We start from the raw sequence: 21,833 nt of genomic DNA, 5'->3' as shown, positions 1-21,833 counted from the left end.
TCCGCGCTACTCGATGACGGGGGCGTTGCGCGGGTCGCCCAGGGTGTCGTTCGTCGGGCGCAGCGGCAGCAGGCCGTTGGCCAGGAGCAGGAAGCCGAGGGCCAGGAAGGCCTGTTCCGCGAGTACCAGCAGCCAGCCGAGCAGGGCCGGCAGCGACTCCACGCCCTGCGGGAACCACTGCTGGCCCAGCCACAGGCGCAGGGCGTCCTGCGCCGCAGCCAGCTGCAACCCGGCCTCCAGCAGGTGGCTGCGCGCGGCCTCGTGATGGACCAGGAACCACACCGCCTGTTCCAGCGTGGCGCCGGTCAAGTCGGGGTAGCGGGCCTGCAGGGCCAGTACCAGCAGGACGACAATCAGTAGCAGACCGGTGACCCGCAGGGCCCCGCTCCGGGCCAGTTCGGGCGCGAACTGCGGGTGGGCATGGCCGCGCAGCAGCCGGGCGAACAGGGCCTCGCCGAGCACCAGCACAAACCCGGCGACCAGCAGGGCGGCCCAGACTTCCTGTGTCGGGATGCGCGCGAGCGTGATCAGTAGCAGGCCGCCCAGCAAGGCGCCGATGACCAGGTGGCGCAGGGCCATCAGCGGTCCGCCGCGCAGGCGGCGAGGCCATTGGCTGGTGGGCTCCAGGTAGCCGCGCAGGAATGCCGCGCGCCGGATCCGGTGGCGCCGGAAGCCGCCGTGGGCAATCAGCAGGGTCACGGCGATCCACAGCGCCACCACGCCGGCCTCCGGCAGGACCCGCAGGTTCATGTGCATCAGCCACAGCCCGATCACCAGCAGCGTCAGGGTGAAGGCATGGCGCACGGCGATGTGCCGGGTAGGAGTCGGGCTGGCTTCGGCGGACGGGGACGATGAGGACACGGTGGCTCCACGGCGATGTGCACGCCCTGATGGTAGCAGGCGGCGGGACCCGGGCCTGCAGGTCCCACGGGTTGGTGTCTCGCGGGTTGTTCCGGTTCCATTCAGGCGAATGCGCTATAACGGCGGCATGTTCCGATGGTCTGTTCACAGGTGGTGGCCTGCATCCGCCGCGATGAGTCTGGTGGCGTGGCTGGTGCTCGGCTGGCCGGCCCCGCTGGCGGCGGAGGAGTTGCGCCTGCACGCGGTGTTCGGGGACCGCGCGGTGGTGTCGCTGGGGGACGAGCGGGCGGTAGTCGCCACCGGCGAGACCGGGCCGGGCGGTGTACGGGTCCTGCGCACGCGGCCGGGGGCGGCCTGGGTGGAGATCGACGGCGAGCAGCGCGAATTGCGGGTGGAGCCGCGGCGGACGCCGGCGCGCCCGGACGCGCCCCGTGAGGGGGATGCCGAGATCCGGGTGCACCGGGACTCGCGGGGCGATCATGCGTTGACGGCAGGGCTGAATGGCGTGGCGGTGACGGTTGTGGTGGATCCGGAGGTGGATTCTGTTCTGTTGCGGGCGACCGATGCCGAACGGGCCGGGATCGACCCCGACGCCGGGCGGTCGGTGCGCATCCGCGGCGCGTACGGCACGCGGCATGGGCAGCGGGTACGCATCGGGCAGGTGCAGATCGGCTCGCTGCGCCGTGCCGGGGTCAGCGCGATTATCCTGCCGGACGCCGACCTGCCCCGTTCGCGGCTGGGCCAGAGCTTTCTCGAGCACTTCGCGCTCGAGCCCGATGGCGATGCCCTGCTGATCCGCGAGCGCTGAGCTGCGTTAGCATGAGCGCCGCGATACCTATCGGACCCCCTGCATGCCCCTGACTCGGCGTTACCCCGAGAGCGCCCCCGCCCCGCGCCGCGAGATCTTTGGCTGGGCGATGTTCGACTTCGCCAACCAGGCCTACACCCTGCTGATCATCACCGTGATCTTCGGCGATCTGTTCACGCGGGTGATCGTCGGCGACGCCCCGGATTACCGCCTGGGTAACCTGCTGTGGAGCGTGGCCCTGGCGGTCAGCTACGCGATGGTGATCGTGGCGGCCCCGTTCGCCGGGGCGATCATGGATGCCACGGCCTCGCGCAAGCGGTTCCTCGCCGCCTCGTGGGTGCTGACGATCATCACCACCGCGTTGCTGTATTTCGTCGAGCCGGGGCTGGTGTTCTTCGGCATGGCGCTGATCATCGCCTCCAACTTCGGCTACGCCATCGGCGAGTCCTTCATCGCCAGTTTCCTGCCGGACCTGGGCCCGCCGGAGAAGCTCGGCTGGATCTCGGGGCTGGGCTGGGGGCTCGGGTATATCGGCGGGCTGGTGGCGACGGCCTTTGCCCTGGGGCTTCTGGGCGAGGTGAGCGCGGAGAACTTCGAGCGCATTCGCTGGGTCGGGCCGTTCGCGGCCGCGTTCTTCCTGGTCTCGGCGCTGCCGACCTTCCTGTTCCTGAAGGAGCGCGGTACCCGTCGGCGCATGGCGCGCAACGTCCAGCTGGGACTCGGCTGGAAGCGGGTCAAGGCCTCGCTGGTCACGCTGGGCGAGCGCCGCGACCTGCGCGCCCTGTTCGTGTCCATCTTTTTCGTGATGGCCGGGATCTACATCATCATCGCCTTCACCTTCATCTACGGTGCGCAGGTGATCCAGTGGGACGAACCGACGCGCGTGATGATGTTCGTGGTGACCCAGATCACCGCGGTGATCGGTGCCGTGGGCTTCGGGTTCCTGCAGGACCGCGCGGGGCCGGTGCGCATCTATCGCATCACGCTGGTGCTTTGGGCATTGGCGGTGCTGGCGATCTTTGCCACGCCGACCATCGCCCAGTGGCTGAGCGTGCTGCTGGGACGGCCGGTGGAGGCGCAGATGGTGTTCCTCGGCGTCGGCATCCTGGCCGGGCTTTGCCTCGGCTCGGCGCAGTCCGCCGGGCGTGCGCTGGTGGCGCTGATGGTCCCGGCGCGCGAGGCCGGGCGCTGGTTCGGGTTCTGGGGGCTGGCGTCCAAGGCCGCGGCGATCTTCGGCCTGCTCGGCATCGGGCTGCTCCAGGTCTGGCTGGGCCTCGAGAACGCCATCCTGTTCTGCCTGTTCCTGTTCCTCGCCGGGCTGCTGGCATCCATTCCCATCCGCCTCGCTGACCGCCGCCGTGCCGAGCCTGCTTGACCCACCACGAAGCACACGAAGAAGGGCGATTGGACCACAGAGGACACGGAGTACACAGAGAAAATCCAAGAAGGTTTTGAACCGGGCAGGAAGCCGTCTCTGTGCCAAGAGAAATGCACTAATGCCCTGCCACTGGTCTGACTGGATCACTCACCGTCCTTCTCGCCCCAGCGTTCCGCACCTTCCCTGGCCCGCCATCACATTTCTCCGTGCCCTCTGTGGTGGAATCGCCCTTGACCTGGCCCTTCTTCGTGTCTTCGTGCGCTTCGTGGTGAAAATTCGGGCTACTCGTCTGGAATGCTCAGGCGCGTGGCGAGATGGCCGGGGGCCTGGCGGCAATCAAGGATGGCGCAGACGCGGATGATCTCGTCATCGACCCGATAGTAGATCGCGAAGGGGAAACGGCGGGAAAGCAGACGGTGGAAACCATGATGTTCCTCGTGCACGCCGGCGTACAGGAGCAGGGAGTCGATGTCGGAAAAGAGGGCATCGAGGAAGTACTCGCCCAGCCCCGGGGACCGGGAGGCGTAGAAGGCAGCCCCTCGGGCTAGGTCCTCTTCCGCCGCGTCGAGGAGTTCGATCAAGCGCAAGGCAGAGGGTTACCTGTTGCGCAGGCGTTGCTTGACGTCGCCCCAGGGATGGAATCGGGCGTCGCCGCTGGCCGCGGACGCCTGGCGCTGCTCCAGTACCTCGCGATGCCAGTCCGGGACGGGGATATCCGCGGGAGTGCGCGCCAAGTCTTCCCAGAGCTCTTCCATGGCGCGGAGCTTTTCGGTCGTGGTCATCTGGTCGAGCGCGAGGGATGCAGTCACGGCGTACTCCCTTCGAACATACAGTCCCAGTATAGCCCGACAGACCATCGCATGCCGCCGGGCCAGGGCTGTTGATTCACCACGAAGCACACGAAGACACGAAAGAGGTCAAGGGCACCGACAGGAAGACGCGAAGACCGGAAGAGGGACTGGGTTAGAGCGTCGAGGGTAGGGCAGGCACCTGGGGGTGTCTCGAGTCCCCCGCCAGGGCTCACATCCCGATCATCCTTCTTGTCTTCCAACCTTCCTGTGACCGCCCTTGACCTTGCCCTGGCCCTACTTCGTGTCTTCGTGCGCTTCGTGGTGAAAATACAGGCCCACGAGGGGCAGGGAGGACTATTCGGTGGCGTGGTGGGTGGTGGTGGCGCCGCGGTCGAAGCGGCCCTCGTAGAGGCGCAGCAGGGCGGGGATCACGAACAGTACCAGCACGGTGGCGATGGCCAGGCCGAAGACGATGGAGATCGCCATCGGGATCAGGAACTGGGCCTGGACCGAGCGTTCGAACAGCAGCGGGGTGAGGCCGGCGATGGTGGTGACCGAGGTCAGGATCACCGCGCGCAGGCGCTGGCAGGCGGCCTCGACGATCGCCTCCTGCAGGGCCAGCCCGGCCTCGCGCAGGCCCTGGTAGAAGCTCACCAGGATGATCGAGTTGTTGACCACGATCCCGGTCAGGCCGAACAGGCCGAACAGCGACAGGATGGTCAGCTCCACATTCAGGATCCAGTGTCCGAGCAGGGCGCCGAGGATGCCGAACGGGATGATCGCCATCACGATCAGTGGCCAGCCCCAGGAGCCGAACACCCAGGCCAGGGTGATGTACATCAGCCCCAGCGCCAGGATCAGGCCCGTGCGCATGTCGGCGAAGGTCTCGGCCTGGTCGGCTGCACGCCCCTCGAAGGAATACTCGATGCCGTAGCGTGCCGCGAGGTCGTCCAGCGGGCCGTCCTCCAGCGCAGCACGGATGCGCGCGGCGTTGTTCACGCTGCGGTCGACCTCGGTAGAGACCTGGATGGCCAGGCGGGTATCGGCATGGCGCAGGGTCTCGAAGCCCTGGCGCGAGCGCAGATCGACCACGCTGCCCAGCGGGGCGAATTCGCCGCTCGGCAGGCGCAGGTTCAGCCGCTCCAGGCTCTCGCTGGAATGGCGTTCGTGATCCGGCAGGCGCACGCGCACCTCGACCTCTTCCAGCCCGTCCTGGTAGAGCTGGGCGAGGTGGCCGTCGAAGGCGTCGCGCAGCTGGGCACCGACCGATTCGGTGGTCAGGCCCAGGGCGCGGCCCTCCGGCTTGACCTGGAACACCAGCTGTTCGCGGCCGAACGGGGTGTCGTCGTTGGTGGCGAAGGTGCCGGCAAAGTCGTCGAAGATATCGGCCAGTTCCAGTGCCGCATTTTTCAGCACATGCGGGTCGTCGCCGGTCAGGCGGACCTCCAGATCGCGTCCTGGCGGGCCGGTCTGGCGCTCGTCGATGCTGAAATTCTCGATGCCCGGGGCCTGGCGCACGCGCTCCTCCCAGGCCTGGATGAATTGGCGGTTGCGCACCTCGCGCTGTTCCGGCGATGCCAGTTCGACCTGGATGTTGCCGAACTGGTCGCCGCGTGGGGCGTTGCCGTCGCCGGGGTCGATCCCGCGCCCAAGCCGAGTCACCGAGGCGCGCACCAGGTCGCCGCCGAGCTCCTGTTCGGTCTCCGCCAGGGCCTCCTCGACGTGGATCAGGAAGGCCTCCACCCGCTCCGGCGGGGTGCCGGCGACGAAGTTGACGCCGGCATTGACGATGGTGCCCTCCGGCGACGGGAAGAAGGTGAAGCCGATGCGCCCGCTGGCGGCCAGGCCGATGGCCAGGATCAGAGCGCCGACGGCCAAGGCAAGAGTGGTGCCGGAATGATTGACCGAGACCGTGACCGCGCGGCGGAAGGCGCCGTTGCGGAAGCCCTCGAAGCCGTTGTCGAACCGCTCGCGCAGGCTGCCCGGGCGCGGCGGCTTGAGCCGGTGCATCACGCCCTTCAGGTGTGCAGGCAGGATCAGGAAGGCGATCAGCAAGGTGGCGACAATGACGCAGATCACCACCAGCGGGATGTCGAACAGGATGTTGCCGATGATCCCCCCGATCAGCATCAGCGGCAGGAAGGCGGCGACCGTGGTCAGCGAGGCGGCGATCACCGGGCCGACCATGCGCCGGGCCCCGTCGCGCGCGGCACGGCTGGCCGACATTCCGCGCTGGTGCAGGCTGTAGGCGTGCTCCGAGACCACGATGGCGTTGTCGACGATGATCCCCAGCGACATGATGAAGCCGAACAGCGAGATCATGTTGATCGAGCCGCCGACCACCCACAGCACAACGAAGGCGGCGGTGAACGCGATCGGGATGCCCAGTGCCACGCGCAGGGCGATGTGGCGGTTGAGGAACAGGAACAGGATTGCCAGGACGAGCAACAGGCCGCCCAGACCGTTTTTCAGCAGCAGCGTGATGCGCTCGGACAGGAGCTCCCAGAAGGCATCGGTGACCTGTAGATCAACCCCGGGCGGCAGGGCGGGGCGGGTTTCGGCCAGCCAGTCCTCCAGCACCTGCGCGGCGGCGAGGGAGTCGCCGGTCTCCGAGCGCAGCAATTGCATCTCGATCGCCCGCTGGCCGTTGGCGCGGACGCGTACCTGCCCGTCGCGATGGCGCAGGTCCAGGGTCGCGATATCGCCCAGGGTCAGGCGCCCCAGCTCGCCATCGCCGCGCAGTACCAGGCGCTCGAAGCTGACGATGTCGCGCGCTTGCTCCAGGCTGCGGATCTGGCGTGCGGTGTCGTCGCGACCCACCGAGCCGGCCGGCAGGTCCTGCGCCATGGCGCGGATCTGCTCGCCGATATCCGCGAGCGTCATGTCCAGGCGGTAGAGCGTTGCGGATGGCACCTGGATGGCCATCTCGTCCTCGGTCAGGCCGGTGAACTCGATGCGCGCGATGCCGGCATCCAGCAGTTCGCGTTCGAACTGACGCGCGAGGATGCGCAGTTGCTGCGGGTCCTCGGGGCCGGTCAGCAGCAACCGCGCCACCGGCTCGTAGCGGATGATGCGGGTGACCACCGGGGTCTCGGCGGCCTCTGGCAGGTTGCGCTGCTGGTTCACACGGTCGTTGACCTGCTCCAGCGCCAGGGTCATGTCGGTCCCGGCCTCGAACTCCATGGTGACCACGCCGATGCCCAGTGCCGAGGTGGAGGTCATGTTGCGCAGGCCGTCGACGGTGCGCAGGTCCTGCTCCAGCGGGTCGACGATGGCGCGTTCGACATCCTCCGCGCTGGCCCCCGTCCAGGGCACTTCGACGGTCACGAAGTCGAGTTCGAAGTTGGGGAAGAACTGGGTATTCAGCTTGGTCAGGGCAAAGGCCCCGGCCAGCAGCATCAGTGCAATCAGCAGGTTGGCGGCGAGGCGATGCTCCAGAAACAGCTGGATCGGGCCGCGTGGAGGCCCGTCGTGTTCCTGCGCGCCGCCACCAGGCATGGGCTGCCCGGACGCCGGCGCGCTGCCGGTCTCCGATTCGCTCATCGGCCGGAATCCTGTTCTTCAACCTCGACCCGCAGGCCATCCACGGCATTCGGCAGGCGGGTGGCGATCAGGGTGTCGCCAGCGGCGATCGCGTCGCTGCGGATCAGGGCGAGGGTGTTGCCGTCCGCGTCGATGAAGTCACCCAGACGGTCCACCTGCAGCGACTCCAGGCGGCCGTCGACCACGCGGAACACGCGGTCGCGCCCGAACAGGGACTCGAACGGAACGGCCAGGCTGTCGGGCTCCTCGGGCAGCTGCAGGCGCAGCTCGACGAATCGATTCAGCGGTAGGCGCTGGCCGCCCGAGCGAACCTCGAACACCCCGCGCATCCCGGAGTCGCCGCTGCGGGTCTCGCCCTCCAGGCGCGCGAGCTCGGTCTCGATCTCGTGGCCGCCGACCGTCGCGTGCGCGGGGAGGGATGTGCCCTCCTGCAGCAGGGCCTCGACCCGGGCGACCAGGTGCTCAGGGAGGCTGGCACGAATCTCCAGATCGTCCACGGCGTACAGCCTCAACAGCGGGTCCCCCGGCCGGGCGCGTTCGCCAGTGGCAACCTCGACGTCCACGATGCGGGCGTCGAAGGGGGCGCGGATGGTGGTGCGTTCCAGGTCGATCGCGGCCTGCGCCTCGGCGGCGCGGGCGCGCGCCAGGCGGGCCTCGGCCTGGGCCCGGCGCATCGGGGCATCGGCCACGGCCTGCTCGCGGCTGTCCACGGTGATGCTGGCCTGTTGCAGGCGTTCGCGCGCGGCATCGACGTCGGATTCGGAACCGAGATTGCGTCCGCGCAGGTCGCGGGCCCGTTCCAGGCCGCGCTCGGCGATCGCCAGCAGTTCGCGTTCGCGGCGCAGGGCCTCGCGGTCGAAGCGGGCGCGCAGTTCCTCGCTCTCGACCGCGCCTTCCAGTTCCCGGCGTTCGGCCTCGCGCTGGTCCAGCAGGAGCTGGGCCTCGCGCGGGTCGATGCGGACGAGGGCATCGCCCGACGCCACCCGCTGTCCTGCGCGCGCCGGCACGTCTTCGATCTCGCCCTCGACCGCGGCACGCAGCAGCGCATCGCGGGCGGACTGGCTGCGTCCGTTCAGGATGATGCCCGGGCGGTGGGTGCCGGGCTCGGCGGTCAGACCCTGCACCGGCCAGGTGCGTTCGCTGGCCTCCGGCGGCGGGGCCGAGGGCCCGGTCGCGCGCAGAATCATGAATCCCACCACCGCGACGGCGAGGATCAGGACAGGGAGGATGGCTCGGCGGAGGGCGCGCGGCATGGGTATCTCGGTTGTGTTCGCGGTACTGGCAAGCCGGGTGTGGCTCGTCGCTTGGAGAAGCGCGCGGGCCGGAGGTTCCCGCAGCGGGCCACATCATACCATCGCGGTTTGTGGGGGAACCCCCGCGGTTGCGGTCGGTCCCTGTTGTGCCAATATTACGGTTTGCTTAAATGAGGATAAAGGCGATGAAGGGATCCAAGCTGTTTCTTGGCGGCCTTTTGGCGGCGGGTTTGCTGGCGGGCGGCGTTGCGGCTCCGGTCCTGGCCGAGGCGCCGCAGATCTGCGAATGTCGCGATGGTCTGGAGATGGAGGGGACGCCGTGGATTCGCCTGATGCCGGGCGACATGACGGGGGGGTACTTCGTGCTCCGCAGTAGCGGCGATCAGGATTATCGGATCGTTGCGGCGGAGGCGCCCATCGCGAAGGTGGTGGAGCTACACGAGCATGCCCATGTGGATGGCGTGATGCGCATGCGCCAGGTCGACGGCCTGGAACTCCCGGCTGGCGAGACCCTGGTGCTGGAGCCGGGCGGACTGCATTTGATGTTCATCGGCCTGCACGAGCCGCTGACGGCGGGGGACTGGATCCCGGTTCTTCTGGAGTTTGCCGACGGTGAAACCATGGCGATCCATGCCCGGGTGCAGCGGAGCGAGGGTGCCGGTGAGGGTCACCCCCGCGGGCACCATATGGACGGAGACGCTCGCGACATGGGCCATGGGGCCGGGCACGACGGGCACTGAAACGGACGCGGCGTACCCGTTGGGTACACAGCGTTCCGGCCTTACTGGTTGGCGGGCCGGGTCGGGATCTCGACGTCGGCATCCTCGCGCAGCGCCTCCAGATACTCCTGGATGGCACGGCTTTCGAGGATTTCGATCAGCTCGGCGCGCACGTCTTCCAGTTCCGGGACCGGGGTATCGCGGGTTTCCTCCAGGCGGATGATGTGCCAGCCGAAGCGGCTCTCGACCGGTGCCGCGGTGGTCTCGCCCGGTTCCAGCGCCATGGCCGCCTCGCTGAATGCGGGGACCATTTGTTCCGGGGCGAACCAGCCAAGTTCGCCACCACGGGCCGCCGAGCCCGGATCGGTGGAATGGGCCTCGGCCAGTTCGGCAAAGTCCGCGTCGGCTTCCAGCTCTTCGAGCAGTTCGCGGGCGCGTTCCTCCTCTTCCACCAGGATGTGCCGCGCGCGATATTCGGTGCCGCGGATCTGTTCGATCTGGCGGTCGTACTCCGCCTCGAGGTCCGCCTGGGTGATGTCGAGCTCTGCGGTGATGCGCTCCATCAGCAGCGAAGCCAGCAGGTTGGTCTCGACCATGCGCAGGATGCGCCGGGTCTCGGCATCGGTATCCAGCCCGCGGGCGACCGCCTCCTGACGCAGTAGCTCAAGGCTGATGACTTCCTCCAGCGTGCCGTCGCTCGCGGCCGGGCCGGGATCCTCGTCCATGCCGGCGTAGGCGAACAGGTCGGCGCGGGTGATCGCTTCACCGTTGACGATAGCGACGGTATCGGCGTCCCCGGTATCCGTGGTGACGTCGTCACCGGTGAACTCCGGCGTGGCTTGGTCCTGCGTGTCGCAGGCGGCGAGCAGCCCGGCGAGCGCCAGGGCGCTCAGGGCTGTAGTCAGGATGCGCCGCTTCATCAAAACACCTGCTTGAACGGGCGTACGTCGACCGTGGTGTACACGCCGGCCGCCACGTAGGGGTCGGCGTCGGCCCACTCCCGTGCGGCCTCCAGCGAGGGGAACTCCGCGACGATCAGGCTGCCGGTGAAGCCGGCCGGGCCCGGGTCGTTGCTGTCGATGGCGGGGCAGGGGCCGGCCAGGACCAGCCGGCCGTCGTCGCGCAGGGCCTGCAGCCGGGCGACGTGTTCCGGGCGCGCGGCCAGGCGCGCATCCAGCGAATCGGGGGCATCCTCGCCCTGGATCATGTACAGCATCGGCATTCTCCTCGGTAAGGGCACCAGTCTAACGATGTCGGCGGGCGGATGCCGTTAAGGAGACGCTGATTGAATCGCGCGCTCGCGTTGGTGCCCCCTGTTTTCCGAGACAAGGCGCGTCGAGCAGCGGGTAGTGGTTCTACCCGCAAGCGGCGCAACGCAGGATCGGGGAACAGGGGGCACTAACCCCACAAACCATTCAAAGCAGGGGCTCGGCCGCTTTTGCGCGCGCACGGCGTTGCGGCTCCCTTGTGCAGAGTGACTGCACGGCAGTCACCGCGCCTTGTTCGCACGCAAAAGCGACTCGAGCGCGAGCGCGCGATTCAATCAGCGTCTCCTTAAGGGCTCGTTCTTATGGGCGCGCCGATGGATGCGCTACACTGCGCGGCCGATCACCGCACCGACTTGTCCCATGATCTCGATCCACCCCGATAATCCCCAGCCCCGGCTGATACGGCAGGTCCTGGACCAGCTGCAGGAGGGGGCCGTCATCGCCCTGCCGACGGATGCCTGCTATGCGCTGGCCTGCCTGCCGGGCGACAAGACCGGGGCGGATCGCATTCGCCGCATCCGTCAGGTGGACGAGACCCATCACCTGACGCTGTTGTGCCGCGATCTCTCGGAACTGGGCGTGTACGCGAAGGTGGACAACACCGCCTTTCGCCTGATGAAGGCCCTGACCCCGGGGGCCTACACGTTCATTCTGCCCGCCACCCGCGAGGTCCCGCGGCGGCTGCAGCACCCGAAGCGCCGTACGATCGGTATGCGCGTGCCGGCGAGCCCGATTGTCTCGGCGCTGCTGGAAGAGCTGGGGTCGCCGCTGATGTCCGCGACCCTGCAACTCCCCGGGGATGAAGTCCCGTTGAGCGAGCCCTGGGAGATCGAGGAGCGCCTGGGCAAGGTGGTGGATCTGGTGGTTGACGGCGGCGCCGGGACCCTGGAGGCCACCAGTGTGGTGGATCTGACCGGCGACGCGCCCGAGGTGATGCGGCATGGCCTGGGCGACGTGGGATTTCTGGATGAATAGCCCCGGCCGACGGCGGGGATCACGGCGCGGCACGGCCGCAGGGAGGCGCAATGCGTAAGTGGGTGGTTCTTGCGGTGGTGGTGCTGGCAGTGGCGGCCATCTGGCCGGTGGTGGTCGGCACACAGGTCGAGGGTACCGTCGCCGAGACACACGAGGCGCAGCTTGGCGAGGTGTATCTGCGTCACGAGATGCTCGAATACGAGCGCGGCTACCTGGCCGCCAGCGGTCGCAGTCGGCTGATCCTGGAGGATGCCGACGGGCGCTTCGAGATCCCCCTGGTACACGCTGTGCGCCATGGCCTGCTGGGGGCGCGCGGCGATTCCTTCGTGGATCTGGATGCCCTGGCCGCCCCGGACGACTCGCTGCTCGCCCATCTGTTGCGCTCGCTGGATCTACAGGTGCATTCGCGCTCGGGGATCGGCGGTGGTGTGACCACCCGCATTGCGTTCGACGATCTGCGCATGGACCTGATGAGCGTGCCCGAGGTGGCCGAACACGCCGCTACGGTGGGCGGTCCGCTGTGGCTGGATCTTGCGGCGGGCCAGGGGCGCTTCGCCTGGTCGTCCGAGCAGATCCTGGTGAGCCTGGACCTGCCGGAAACGAGATTGTCCGATGCCAGCTTCTCGTGGGAGGCGCGCGAGGCACGTTATGCCACGGTTTTCGAGGCCGATGCCGACGGGGTCTTCGGGCGGCTGCCGGACTACGAAGGCGGCCTGGCGGCGGCCGTGATCGAACTGCGTGAGGGCGAGGCGACCCGCCTTCACCTGGAGCGCCCCCGCCTCGACGCCTTCCAGCATACGAACAACGACCGCATGGACTCGCGCCTGCGTCTGCAGGTCGATCACGCCCGGGTGGATGATGGCGCGGGGGATGCCCTGACGCTCATGGCCCTGGACCTGCAGGCGGCGATCCTGCGCTGGGACCGTCCCAGCATGCTGCAGTTTCTGGCCGAGCTGGAAGCGGTCGACGCGCGCGGCATCGAGGGCGAGCAGCGCAATGCCCTGATCGGTTCGGCGATGATCGATGCCCTGGGCGGCATGATTGAACACCAGCCGGCGATCCAGTTGCGGGCGTCGCTGAACGACGAGCCGCCCCGGCAGGTCGCGCTGGACGCCGAGCTCGGCCTGCATGGCACGCAGCAAAGTCTGACGACCCGCCCGCTGGAGACCCTGCGGCTGGACAGCGATCTGCGACTCGGGCTGGAATGGGTGGCCGAATTCGACGCCGCGTATCCCGATATCGACCTGGACGCGCAGTTGCATGCCCTGGCTGCGGATGGCTGGGTCCGTCGCGATGCCGAGGCCGGCTACTGGCACGGCACGCTGGCGATGGCGGACGGCCGCGTGCGCATCAACGACGTGGATCGCACGGCAATGCTTCTGGCCTTGCTGTTCGCCTTCTCCGGCGGCATGTTCTGAGACGACTGACCGGGCGTGGATGCGCCCGTTTTATTCTGAGAGGAAGGGATAGATTCCGTGAGCAGTAACCAGGGTACCAACCAGCGCGTGATCTCCGGCATGCGCCCCACCGGGCGCCTGCATCTGGGCCACTACCACGGTGTGCTGAAGAACTGGATCGAGTTGCAGCACAACTACGAGTGCTTCTTCTTCGTCGCCGACTGGCATGCGCTGACCACCCATTACGAGGATCCGGGTGACCTGCAGCAGCACGTGACCGAGATGGTCATCGACTGGCTGGCGGCCGGAGTGAGCCCGGGTTCCGCTACGCTGTTCGTGCAGTCGCGTGTGCCGGAGCACGCCGAGCTGCATCTGCTGTTGTCGATGATTACCCCGCTCGGCTGGCTGGAGCGGGTACCGACCTACAAGGATCAGCAGGAGCAGCTGCGCGAGAAGGATCTGGCGACCTACGGATTCCTCGGCTATCCGGTGCTGCAGAGCGCCGACGTGCTGGCCTACCGCGCCGGCATGGTCCCGGTGGGCGAGGACCAGGTATCGCACCTGGAGGTCACGCGCGAGATCGCGCGGCGCTTCAATCACCTCTACGGCCGCGAGCCCGGCTTTGCCGAGAAGGCCGAGGCGGCCGCCGACAAGATGGGCAAGAAGGCCGCCAAGCGCTACCGCGACCTGCGCAAGCGCTTCCAGGAGCAGGGCGAGGAAGAGTCGCTGGAGGTTGCCCGGGCCATGCTCGATTCGCAGCAGAACATCTCGCTGGGGGATCGCGAGCGCCTGTTCGGGTACCTCGAGGGTGGCGGCAAGATCATCCTGCCGGAGCCGCAGCCGCGCCTGACCCCGGCCTCGAAGATGCCGGGCCTGGACGGGCGCAAGATGTCCAAGAGCTACGGCAATACCATCAGCCTGCGTACCGAGCCGGCCGAGGTGGAGAGCCTGATCCGTACCATGCCGACGGATCCCGCGCGGGTGCGGCGCACCGATCCGGGGGATCCGGAAAAGTGCCCGGTATGGGATCTGCACAAGGTCTACACCGACGCGAGCCAGCGCGAGGAGCTGTACGCCGGCTGCACCACGGCGGGCATCGGCTGCCTCGACTGCAAGCGCCCGCTGATCGAGGCGGTGCAGGCCGAGCTGGAACCCATCCAGCAACGCGCGAAGGAATACGCCGAGGATCCGGCGCTGGTGCGCTCCATCATCGTCGAGGGCTCCGAGGCCGCCCGCGAAGAGGCCCGCGAGACCCTGGAAGAGGTGCGCCGGGCCATGGGCCTGGACTACCTGCGATGAGCCAGAGTCTGAGGCATGGACCCGTACGCTGACTCGAGCGACGACCTCGAGCGCCCCGCGACCGTCGAGACCGGCGCGCACGGGGAGGTGCTTTATCGTGTGCATGGCGAGCCGGTGGCGGAGCTGCCGGCCGATCTCTATATCCCGCCCGACGCCCTGGAGGTCTTTCTCGACTCCTTCGAGGGGCCGCTGGATCTGTTGCTGTACCTGATCCGTCGCCAGAACCTCGACATCCTGTCGATCCCCATCGCCGAGATCACTCGGCAGTACATGGGCTATATCGAGGTAATGCAGGCCCTGCGCCTGGAGTTGGCGGGGGAATATCTGGTGATGGCCGCCCTGCTGGCCGAGATCAAGTCACGCATGCTCCTGCCGCGGCCGAAGGAGGCCGAGGCAGACGAGGATGCCGACCCGCGCATGGCGCTGATCCGGCAGCTGCAGGAATACGAACAATTCAAGATCGCCGCCGAACGAGTGGATGCCCTCCCGCGCATGGATCGCGATGTGTTCGCCGCTGGCGCCAGCGTCGAGGCGCTCGAGGGCCCGCCGCCGCCCGGGCCGACGCTGGACGAGCTCATGGAGGCGCTGGCGGCGGTGATGCACCGCGCCAGTCTGATGGCGCACCATCATGTCTCCACCGAGCAGCTGTCGGTGCGCGAACGCATGTCGAACATCCTCGACAGCCTGCATCCCGAACGCTTCACCGATTTTGTGACCCTGCTTCTGGCTACCGAGGGGCGCCAGGGAGTCGTGGTGTCGTTCCTGGCGGTGCTGGAGCTGACCAAGGCGGGCCTGATCGAGTGGGGCCAGAGCGAACCCTACAGCCCTATCCGGTTGCGCCGGCGTGGGGCGCCCGTGGGAGACGAAGGGGGAACGCCGGCGTGAACGAAACCACTGTATCGGGTGTGCAGGTGTCTGCCGCCGCTGTTGATGACGAACAGTTGCGGGCCGTCGAGCTGGCGGTGGAGGCCGTGCTGTTCGCGGCCGCGGAACCGGTGGGGCCGCGCGACCTGAAGGCTGCCTGCGAGGACCTTGGCGAGATCGATCAGGCCTTGCTGGAACGGGCGCTGGGTCGTCTGCAGGAACGCTATAACGATCGCGCGATCGAGTTGGTGCGCTCCGCTGGCGGGTATCGCTTCCGCGTGCGTTCGCGCTTCTCCGCGACCGTGCAGGCGGCCCAGCCCGAGCGCCCGGCGCGGCTGTCACGGGCCCTGCTGGAGACGCTGGCGATCATCGCCTATCGCCAGCCGGTCACCCGCGCCGAGATCGAGGCTGTGCGCGGGGTGGCGGTCAGCACCGGGATCATGCGCACGCTGCAGGAACGCGAGTGGGTACGGGTGGTAGGGCACAAGGAGGTGCCGGGCCGCCCCGCGCTGTACGCGACCACCCGTAGCTTCCTCGACGACCTGGGTCTGCAGCGCCTCGAAGAACTGCCGCCGCTCGATCAGATCCGCGACCTGGCGGATGTGGCCTCCGACGCGGGCCTTAGCCTGTCGCCACCGGACGCGAAAGAAGACGCCGGTCCGGGCACGAACCAGCGTCTCGATTTCGATGACGGGAATGCCGATCCGGATCCGGAGCCGGCACCCCCGACGCACTCACTCTGAGATTAGCACTGGGCCGTTTCGGCGGTTTCCGGGCAGTCGTGCTGTACCAGGCGATCGTCGTCCAGCCATTCCATGATGCCGTCGGTCACGTTATAGACGTTCGCGTAGCCAAGGCCGTCGGCCAAAGCGCGGGCGAGGGCACCGGTGCGGTTGCCCACGCGGCAGATCAGTACGACTTCCTCGTCGGGCTTGACCAGATTGGTGAACTGCTCGCCAAAGGTCGGGTTGAGCTCGCCATTCTCGTCGAAGGCGGTAATGCGATGGCTGCCCTCGATCACGCCGGTCTCCGCCCATTCGTCCGGACGGCGGATGTCGACGATGGTTGCGCCCTCGCGGATCTTCTCGGCCAGGCCTTCGTTGTCCAGCCCGCTAAACGGTGCGCGTTCGATGTCGAGGATCTCGACCTCGAAGCGCAGGGTCGCGTTGGACGGGATGATGTTGCCGGCCCCGCGTTCGCCATAGCCGAGTTCCGGCGGGATGACGATCTCGCGCTTGCCGCCTTCGCGCATGCCCATCACGCCCTGTTCGAAGCCCGGGATCACCTGGCCCGCCCCCAGCGTGAGCGCAAATGGCGCGCCGGACTCGCGGCTGGAATCGAACACGCTCCCATCTTCGTCCAGCGTCCCGGTGTAATGCAGGATGGCGGTGTCATGGCGCACGATCCCGGGCCCTTCGCCGGCTTCGATTTCGTGGATTTCGATGGATGCTTCCGACTCTGCACTGGCAATGCCGCCTGCGAGCATTGAGCCGATCAGCGCCGCTGTAAATATAATAAATCCGGAATATGCGGAACGACAAAACTTGATCTTCATTATGTAGCATCCGTTAATATTTAAAATTATTAATAAATTATTGGTATCAGCAAGTTGCGATGTCCAGTGGGGCGCTATTCTACACCACATGTCAGTGATCGATTACAGGCGTTATGTAGAAGTTTCTGGATCTTGTAAAAAATCCCCATTTTTTATTGCAGGCTTTGAAGGCGTTTGCTACAACTCCAAGTGGCTGTCCCAGGGAGAGAGGGGCAGTACATGAGATTTTGTTCCGAGAACAAGCCGGAGGCAGGCAAATGACTGACCACAAGAACGATGGTTCCGAGATGGACCGCAAGTCCGAAGAAGAAACCCGGGAAACCGAACAGCTGACCGAGACGGGCGCGGCCCGTCGCGGGTTCCTGGGTCGCCTGGGCAAGGGCGGTGCCGCCCTGGCCGTGATGGGTCTGGGCGCGGAAACCGCCATGCAGACCATGTTCCAGCGCAGCACTCTGTCCAGCGCCGTGGCCGCCGGCATCGAGGGCTTCCACGTGGATGGCAAGGTGGACGGCTTCATCTGGCTGAATGACCGCCCGATCAACGGTGAACTGCCGCCGCACCTGCTGCACGACGAAGTGACCCCGTTCCCCAATATGTTCATCCGCAACAACGGCGTTCCTCCGGAGAAGGCCGGGATCGACGCATCCGCATGGACCCTGACGGTCCACGGCGAAGCGGCGAACGAGGAGAAGTCCTACACCATCGCGGACCTCAAGGAGAAGTTCGAGCACCACACCCTGCAAATCTGGATCGAGTGTGGTGGCAACGGGCGTGCCGCGTTCGAGCCGTCCCCGCGCGGTAACCAGTGGGATCTGGGTGCGGTTGGCTGCCCGACCTGGACGGGTGTGCGTCTGCGCGACGTGCTGGAAGACGTCGGTTACGACGCCGACAAGGCCGAGTACATTGGCTTCAAGGCCGGTGACGCGCACCTAAGCGGCCGTGATGATCTGGATGCGCTGTCGCGTGGCTGCCCCATGCGCAAGGCCGTGGAAGACGAGACCCTCATTGTCTGGGCGATGAATGGCGAAGACATCCCGGAACAGCACGGCTATCCGCTGCGCCTGATCACCCCGGGCTTCCCGGGTTCCGCCAGCGGCAAGTGGCTGACCGAGATCCTCGTCCGTGATCGCGAGCATGACGGTCAGGGCATGACCGGCCACAGCTATCGCGTACCGCGTCATCCGGTGGAGCCGGGTGCCGACGTCCCGAACGAGGACATGGTCGTCCTCGAGGAAATGCCGGTGAAGTCCCTGATCACCTATCCGCAGACCGGTGCCGAGACCTCCGTTGGCAGCACGCTGAAGGTTGCGGGCAAGGCCTGGGATGGCTATGGCGATGTCGAGGAGCTTCATGTGTCGACCGATTTCGGGGTGACCTGGCAGAAGGCCGACCTGAAGCGTCCGGTGAACAAGTTTGCATGGCAGACCTGGGAGGCGGACATCGAGTTCTCCGAACCCGGTTTCCATCAGGTGTGGGCCGTGGCCACCAACAGCAAGGGCGATCGTCAGCCGATGGTGCTGCCGGGCTGGAACCCGCGGGGCTACGGCAACAACAAGGCCCACCACATTGATGTCCGAGTCAAAGCCTAAGGAGCCCTAATGAAGTCGAAGATGGTCCTGTTGTTGCCGGCCATCCTCGGCCTCCTCTGGGTGGTGCCCGCGACCGCGGGCGACCACGTCGAGGCCGCCGAGGAATACGAGACCGATTCGGAAACCGGGCTGATCAAGGCGCCGGGATTCGATACGGTCAAGAACAATTGCACGGTATGTCACTCGGCCCGGTTGTTCACCAGCCGTGGGTACACCCGCAAGATCTGGCTGGAACAGATCCGCTGGATGCAGGACACCCAGGGGCTCTGGGAGTTTTCCCCCGAAGTGGAGGAAGAGATCCTGGACTACCTGGAAACCTTCTACCCACCGAGTTGATCGTGACACGGTGAAGACAAAACGCCCCGGGTTTTCCCGGGGCGTTTTTGTGTGTGTGCCCCGTGCAGGGCGGGGCGACGTTGCCCTCGGCGCCCCGCCTCTTTATTCGCGGCCTTCGTGCGTGATGGCCCAGCAGCGATGGGGCGGGGGCGGTCGGCGGTAGTCCTCGTCCAGGGTCTCGCGGGTGATGTCGCGGGCCTTGAGTCCGGTCAGGGCCGCGTGGTCCAGCTCGAAGCGGCGGCGGTTGGTGGAGAAGTAGAGCACCCCATCCGGGGTGAGCAGGCGCGCGGCCAGGAGGATCAGGTGGGCATGGTCGCGCTGCACCTCGAAGTCGTCCTCGGTGCGCTTGGAGTTGGAGAAGGTGGGCGGGTCCAGGAAGATCCGCTCGAACACCATGCCGGGGGTGTCCGTGGCCCCTTCCAGCCAGTGGATCACGTCCTCGCGCAGCAGGGCGTGGGTGCCGGGCTGGCGCCGGCTGCGGCCATCGCGGATTTCGGCCTCCAGACCGTTGGCGCGGAAGTTGTCCTCGGCCCACTCCAGGTAGGTGTTGGACAGATCGACTGATACGGTCTGGCGTGCGCCGCCCACCGCGGCATGCACGCTGACCGCGGCGGTGTAGCAGAACAGATTCAGCAGGCGCAGGCCACGGCATTCCTGTTGCAGGCGCAGTCGCATCGGCCGGTGGTCCAGGAACAGCCCGCTGTCGAGGTAGGCATCCAGGTCGACCCACAGGCGGCAGCCGTGCTCGTGCACCGGAAACGGAGCGGGCTGGACGGTCTCCGCGCGCTGGTACTGCGAGCGTCCCTTCTGTGCCCGGCGCTGCTTGTAATGCAGATGGGCGGGCTCGACGCCGGTAACCTCCAGCATCGCGGCCAGTGCCCCGCGCAGGCGCGCCTCGGCGCGTGCGGGATCGACGCTGGCGGGCGCGGCAAACTCCTGCACATGCAGGTGAACCGTGCCGTCCTCGGCCTCGTAGCGGTCGATCTGCAGGGGGTATTCGGCCAGGTCGGCGTCGTAGATGCGATAGCAGGTGATCTCCTGGCGCCGCGCCCAGCGGGCCAGGTGACGCAGGTTCTTCTGCAGGCGGTTGGCGAAATCCGGCGCCGGGGCCGCGGCCGGCTCGTCGCGCCGATGGATCTCGAACTGCAGCAGGTGGCAGGCAAGGGTGCCGTTGTAGAAGCGGTGCTTGTGGCTGGCGCGCAGGCCCAGGCGTTGCGAGTCGGTAGTGTCCGCCACCAGCAGGGCGACATGCCAGCCGCCGAAGGCGCTGCGCAGGCGCTCGCCCAGCAGGCTGTAGAGCTTGATCAGTTCCGGGGTGTTGCCGATGCGCTCGCCGTAGGGCGGGTTGCTGACCAGCATGCCGTGGTCGGCCGGGGGCTCCAGGGTAAGGGCATCGGCCTGCTCGAACCGCGTGCAGTCGCGCACGCCGGCGGCCTGGGCCGCCTTGCGGGCGGCGGCCACCGCCCCCCGGTCGCGGTCGCTGCCCAGCAGCGGCGGGCCGTCCCAGACGCGCACCGCGTCCCGCGCCTCGGCCACGCAGCGGTCCCAGAGCCCGGCATCGTGGCCGGACCAGCCGTGGGGGCGGAAACCCTCGCGCAGCAGGCCGGGGGCGGTATGGGTGGCCATCAGGGCGGCCTCGATCACCAGGGTGCCGCTGCCGCAGAAGGGGTCGAGGAACTGCGCGTCGGGATGGGTCTCCAGGTGTTCCGGCCAGCCGGCACGCATCAGCAGCGCGGCGGCGAGGTTCTCGCGTAGCGGGGCGTCGCCGCCGCTGCCGCGATAGCCGCGACGGTGCAGGCCACCGTTGCCGAGGTCCAGGCTGATCTGGGCCTGTCGGCCCTGCAGTTGCAGCAGCACGCGCACGTCCGGATCGGCGGCGTCCACGTCGGGGCGTTCGCCGATGGCGTCGCGGAAGGCGTCGGCGATGCCATCCTTCACGCGCACCCCGGCGAAATGGGTATGCCCGATGTGCGAACTCTTGCCGGTCACATCCACCGCAAAGGTGGCGTCGAGCCCGAACAGGGCGGGCCACTCCAGGGCCCGGCTGGCGACGTAGCAGGCATCGCCGTCGGGTTCGTCGAAGCGTACCAGCGGCAGCAGGATGCGGCTGGCCACGCGGCTGCCGAGCAGGCAGCGGTACAGCGTGGCGAGATCCGCGTGAAAGTGGATGCCGGCGCGGTCTTCGCGCAGGTCCAGGGCACCGAAACCCTCCAGCTCGCGAGCGACCAGCGGGGCGAGTCCGCCGGCGGCCGTGGCCAGATACTCGCGGCGGTCGGCCGTCGGGTCGAAGGGGGCAATCGGTTCGCCGGAGGGAGACTCGGTCATCGTGGGCTCGGGCTGGCTGGGAAGCCCGACATTCTGGCACAACCGGGTGCCGTGCCGGAGCGGGACTGGGGACTCGCGGCGCTCAGCGCAGCAGGCGCCGGCGGATCAGGTAGGTGGCCAGGATGATGGCGCTCCCGCCATAGGCGGCGATCACGGCCAGGTGCGGCAGCCAGGCTGCAGGCCAGGTGCCGGTCATCAGCGGGCGCACGATCTCCAGTACATGCGCCAGTGGCAGGGCCAGGGCCAGGCCCTGCACCCAGCCGGGCAGTTCGGTCAGCGGAAAGAACACCCCGGACAGCAGCAACATCGGCGTGACGGCCAGGGTGAAGTAGTAGAGGAAGAAGTCGTAGCTGCGCGCCAGGGCCGTGATGACCAGGGCCAGCGCGCCGAAGGTGAACGCGGCGAGGAAGATCACCGGCAGCGCGAGCAGGGCGCGGGCATCGGCGACCAGCCCCAGCACGCTGGCGACGATCAGGATGGTAATGGCGCTGATCAGGCCCTTGGTCGCGGCCCAGACGGCCTCGGCGAAGACGATGTCGTCCAGCGTGAGCGGGGTGGCCAGCATGCCCAGCCAGGTGTTCTGTTCCGCCATGCGGGTGTAGGCGGAATACATGCCCTCGAAGCTCGCGGTGAACATCGCGGACGAGCAGATGATGCCGGAGGCAATGAAGACCATGTAGCGCATGCCGTCGAGATCGCCCACCAGGCTGCCGAAGCCGTAGCCAAAGGCCAGCAGATACAGGATCGGCTCGCCGAAATTGCCCAGCATCGACGGCACGATCAGCTTGCGCCAGACCAGAAGGTTGCGCCGCCAGACGGCGACGAAGCGCAGGCTGGGGCGGGGCAGGATGGGGTGGTCGCCGGACATGGGC

The 21,833-nt window shown here is 67.5% G+C and carries 20 protein-coding genes; 10 read left to right on the top strand and 10 right to left on the bottom strand.

From position 1 onward, the window contains the following. Positions 1-6 precede the first annotated feature (6 nt). The gene (locus tag F618_RS0105265; protein WP_026331157.1) at positions 7-861 is read right to left on the bottom strand and encodes a hypothetical protein; all 855 of its coding nucleotides are present in this window, start codon (positions 859-861) and stop codon (positions 7-9) included. Between the two features lie 172 nt (positions 862-1,033). Between F618_RS0105265 and F618_RS0105260 the strand changes: the two genes are divergently transcribed. Both F618_RS0105260 and F618_RS0105255 read left to right on the top strand, forming a co-directional pair. After that, a complete protein-coding gene (locus F618_RS0105260) occupies positions 1,034-1,669 on the top strand; it encodes a TIGR02281 family clan AA aspartic protease (RefSeq protein ID WP_019567960.1) in 636 nt (211 codons plus the stop codon). A gap of 43 nt (positions 1,670-1,712) precedes the next feature. Next, positions 1,713-3,044, top strand: a complete 1,332-nt coding sequence (locus F618_RS0105255) for an MFS transporter (RefSeq protein WP_019567959.1) — start codon at positions 1,713-1,715, stop codon at positions 3,042-3,044. A 284-nt stretch (positions 3,045-3,328) separates the two neighbouring features. Here F618_RS0105255 and F618_RS0105250 read toward each other — a convergent pair whose 3' ends face one another. The 4 genes from F618_RS0105250 to F618_RS0105235 form a co-directional block, all read right to left on the bottom strand. Beyond that, positions 3,329-3,634: a type II toxin-antitoxin system RelE/ParE family toxin gene (locus F618_RS0105250; protein WP_019567958.1), complete on the bottom strand. Its 306-nt coding sequence runs from the start codon at positions 3,632-3,634 to the stop codon at positions 3,329-3,331. A 9-nt stretch (positions 3,635-3,643) separates the two neighbouring features. Beyond that, entirely contained in the window at positions 3,644-3,829 is a 186-nt protein-coding gene (locus tag F618_RS0105245; protein ID WP_026331155.1) for an addiction module protein, read from the bottom strand. 363 nt (positions 3,830-4,192) lie between these two features. Continuing rightward, a complete protein-coding gene (locus F618_RS0105240) occupies positions 4,193-7,381 on the bottom strand; it encodes an efflux RND transporter permease subunit (protein WP_018937868.1) in 3,189 nt (1,062 codons plus the stop codon). Then, positions 7,378-8,634, bottom strand: a complete 1,257-nt coding sequence (locus F618_RS0105235) for an efflux RND transporter periplasmic adaptor subunit (protein WP_019567956.1) — start codon at positions 8,632-8,634, stop codon at positions 7,378-7,380. The genes F618_RS0105240 and F618_RS0105235 overlap by 4 nt, the downstream gene beginning before the upstream one ends. A gap of 185 nt (positions 8,635-8,819) precedes the next feature. Between F618_RS0105235 and F618_RS0105230 the strand changes: the two genes are divergently transcribed. After that, positions 8,820-9,374 (top strand): copper chaperone PCu(A)C, encoded by a 555-nt coding sequence (locus F618_RS0105230; protein WP_019567955.1) that lies wholly within the window; start codon positions 8,820-8,822, stop codon positions 9,372-9,374. 41 nt (positions 9,375-9,415) lie between these two features. On the opposite strand, the gene F618_RS0105225 is transcribed toward F618_RS0105230, so the two are convergent. Both F618_RS0105225 and F618_RS0105220 read right to left on the bottom strand, forming a co-directional pair. Continuing rightward, positions 9,416-10,273: a peptidylprolyl isomerase gene (locus F618_RS0105225; RefSeq protein WP_019567954.1), complete on the bottom strand. Its 858-nt coding sequence runs from the start codon at positions 10,271-10,273 to the stop codon at positions 9,416-9,418. Further along, a complete protein-coding gene (locus tag F618_RS0105220; RefSeq protein WP_019567953.1) occupies positions 10,273-10,569 on the bottom strand; it encodes a YciI family protein in 297 nt (98 codons plus the stop codon). The genes F618_RS0105225 and F618_RS0105220 overlap by 1 nt, the downstream gene beginning before the upstream one ends. A gap of 412 nt (positions 10,570-10,981) precedes the next feature. On the opposite strand from F618_RS0105220, the gene F618_RS0105215 reads away from it, so the two are divergent. The 5 genes from F618_RS0105215 to scpB are packed head-to-tail and all read left to right on the top strand — an operon-like array spanning position 10,982 to position 15,899. Further along, the gene (locus tag F618_RS0105215) at positions 10,982-11,596 is read left to right on the top strand and encodes an L-threonylcarbamoyladenylate synthase (protein ID WP_018649823.1); all 615 of its coding nucleotides are present in this window, start codon (positions 10,982-10,984) and stop codon (positions 11,594-11,596) included. Positions 11,597-11,646: 50 nt separating this feature from the next. Next, positions 11,647-13,014 carry a DUF945 family protein gene (locus tag F618_RS0105210; RefSeq protein ID WP_019567952.1) on the top strand — a complete coding sequence of 456 codons (1,368 nt, stop codon included), beginning with the start codon at positions 11,647-11,649 and terminating at the stop codon, positions 13,012-13,014. 57 nt (positions 13,015-13,071) lie between these two features. Beyond that, positions 13,072-14,292 (top strand): tryptophan--tRNA ligase, encoded by a 1,221-nt coding sequence (locus F618_RS0105205; RefSeq protein ID WP_018951017.1) that lies wholly within the window; start codon positions 13,072-13,074, stop codon positions 14,290-14,292. Between the two features lie 15 nt (positions 14,293-14,307). After that, positions 14,308-15,177, top strand: a complete 870-nt coding sequence (locus F618_RS0105200) for a ScpA family protein (protein WP_018951016.1) — start codon at positions 14,308-14,310, stop codon at positions 15,175-15,177. Continuing rightward, on the top strand, positions 15,174-15,899 hold the full coding sequence (scpB, locus tag F618_RS0105195; RefSeq protein WP_019567951.1) for an SMC-Scp complex subunit ScpB: 726 nt from the start codon (positions 15,174-15,176) through the stop codon (positions 15,897-15,899). The genes F618_RS0105200 and scpB overlap by 4 nt, the downstream gene beginning before the upstream one ends. Positions 15,900-15,901: 2 nt before the next feature. Here scpB and F618_RS0105190 read toward each other — a convergent pair whose 3' ends face one another. Next, positions 15,902-16,642, bottom strand: coding sequence for an FKBP-type peptidyl-prolyl cis-trans isomerase (locus F618_RS0105190; RefSeq protein WP_019562886.1), 741 nt, complete (start codon positions 16,640-16,642; stop codon positions 15,902-15,904). Positions 16,643-16,968: 326 nt separating this feature from the next. Between F618_RS0105190 and F618_RS0105185 the strand changes: the two genes are divergently transcribed. After that, on the top strand, positions 16,969-18,300 hold the full coding sequence (locus tag F618_RS0105185) for a sulfite oxidase (RefSeq protein WP_018937861.1): 1,332 nt from the start codon (positions 16,969-16,971) through the stop codon (positions 18,298-18,300). A gap of 9 nt (positions 18,301-18,309) precedes the next feature. Next, a complete protein-coding gene (locus tag F618_RS0105180) occupies positions 18,310-18,636 on the top strand; it encodes a hypothetical protein (RefSeq protein WP_019567950.1) in 327 nt (108 codons plus the stop codon). Between the two features lie 102 nt (positions 18,637-18,738). Here the strand turns inward: F618_RS0105180 and rlmKL are convergent, their stop codons facing one another. Further along, on the bottom strand, positions 18,739-20,961 hold the full coding sequence (gene rlmKL, locus F618_RS0105175) for a bifunctional 23S rRNA (guanine(2069)-N(7))-methyltransferase RlmK/23S rRNA (guanine(2445)-N(2))-methyltransferase RlmL (RefSeq protein ID WP_019567949.1): 2,223 nt from the start codon (positions 20,959-20,961) through the stop codon (positions 18,739-18,741). 82 nt (positions 20,962-21,043) lie between these two features. Then, positions 21,044-21,829 (bottom strand): ABC transporter permease, encoded by a 786-nt coding sequence (locus F618_RS0105170; protein WP_019567948.1) that lies wholly within the window; start codon positions 21,827-21,829, stop codon positions 21,044-21,046. Between the last annotated feature and the right edge of the window lie 4 nt (positions 21,830-21,833).

Source organism: Thioalkalivibrio sp. ALMg13-2 (assembly GCF_000381185.1).
In the GTDB taxonomy this organism is placed as follows: Bacteria; Pseudomonadota; Gammaproteobacteria; order Ectothiorhodospirales; family Ectothiorhodospiraceae; genus Thioalkalivibrio; species Thioalkalivibrio versutus.
Note: the sequence above shows the minus strand (reverse complement) of the source record. Positions and strands in the feature narration are given on the sequence as shown.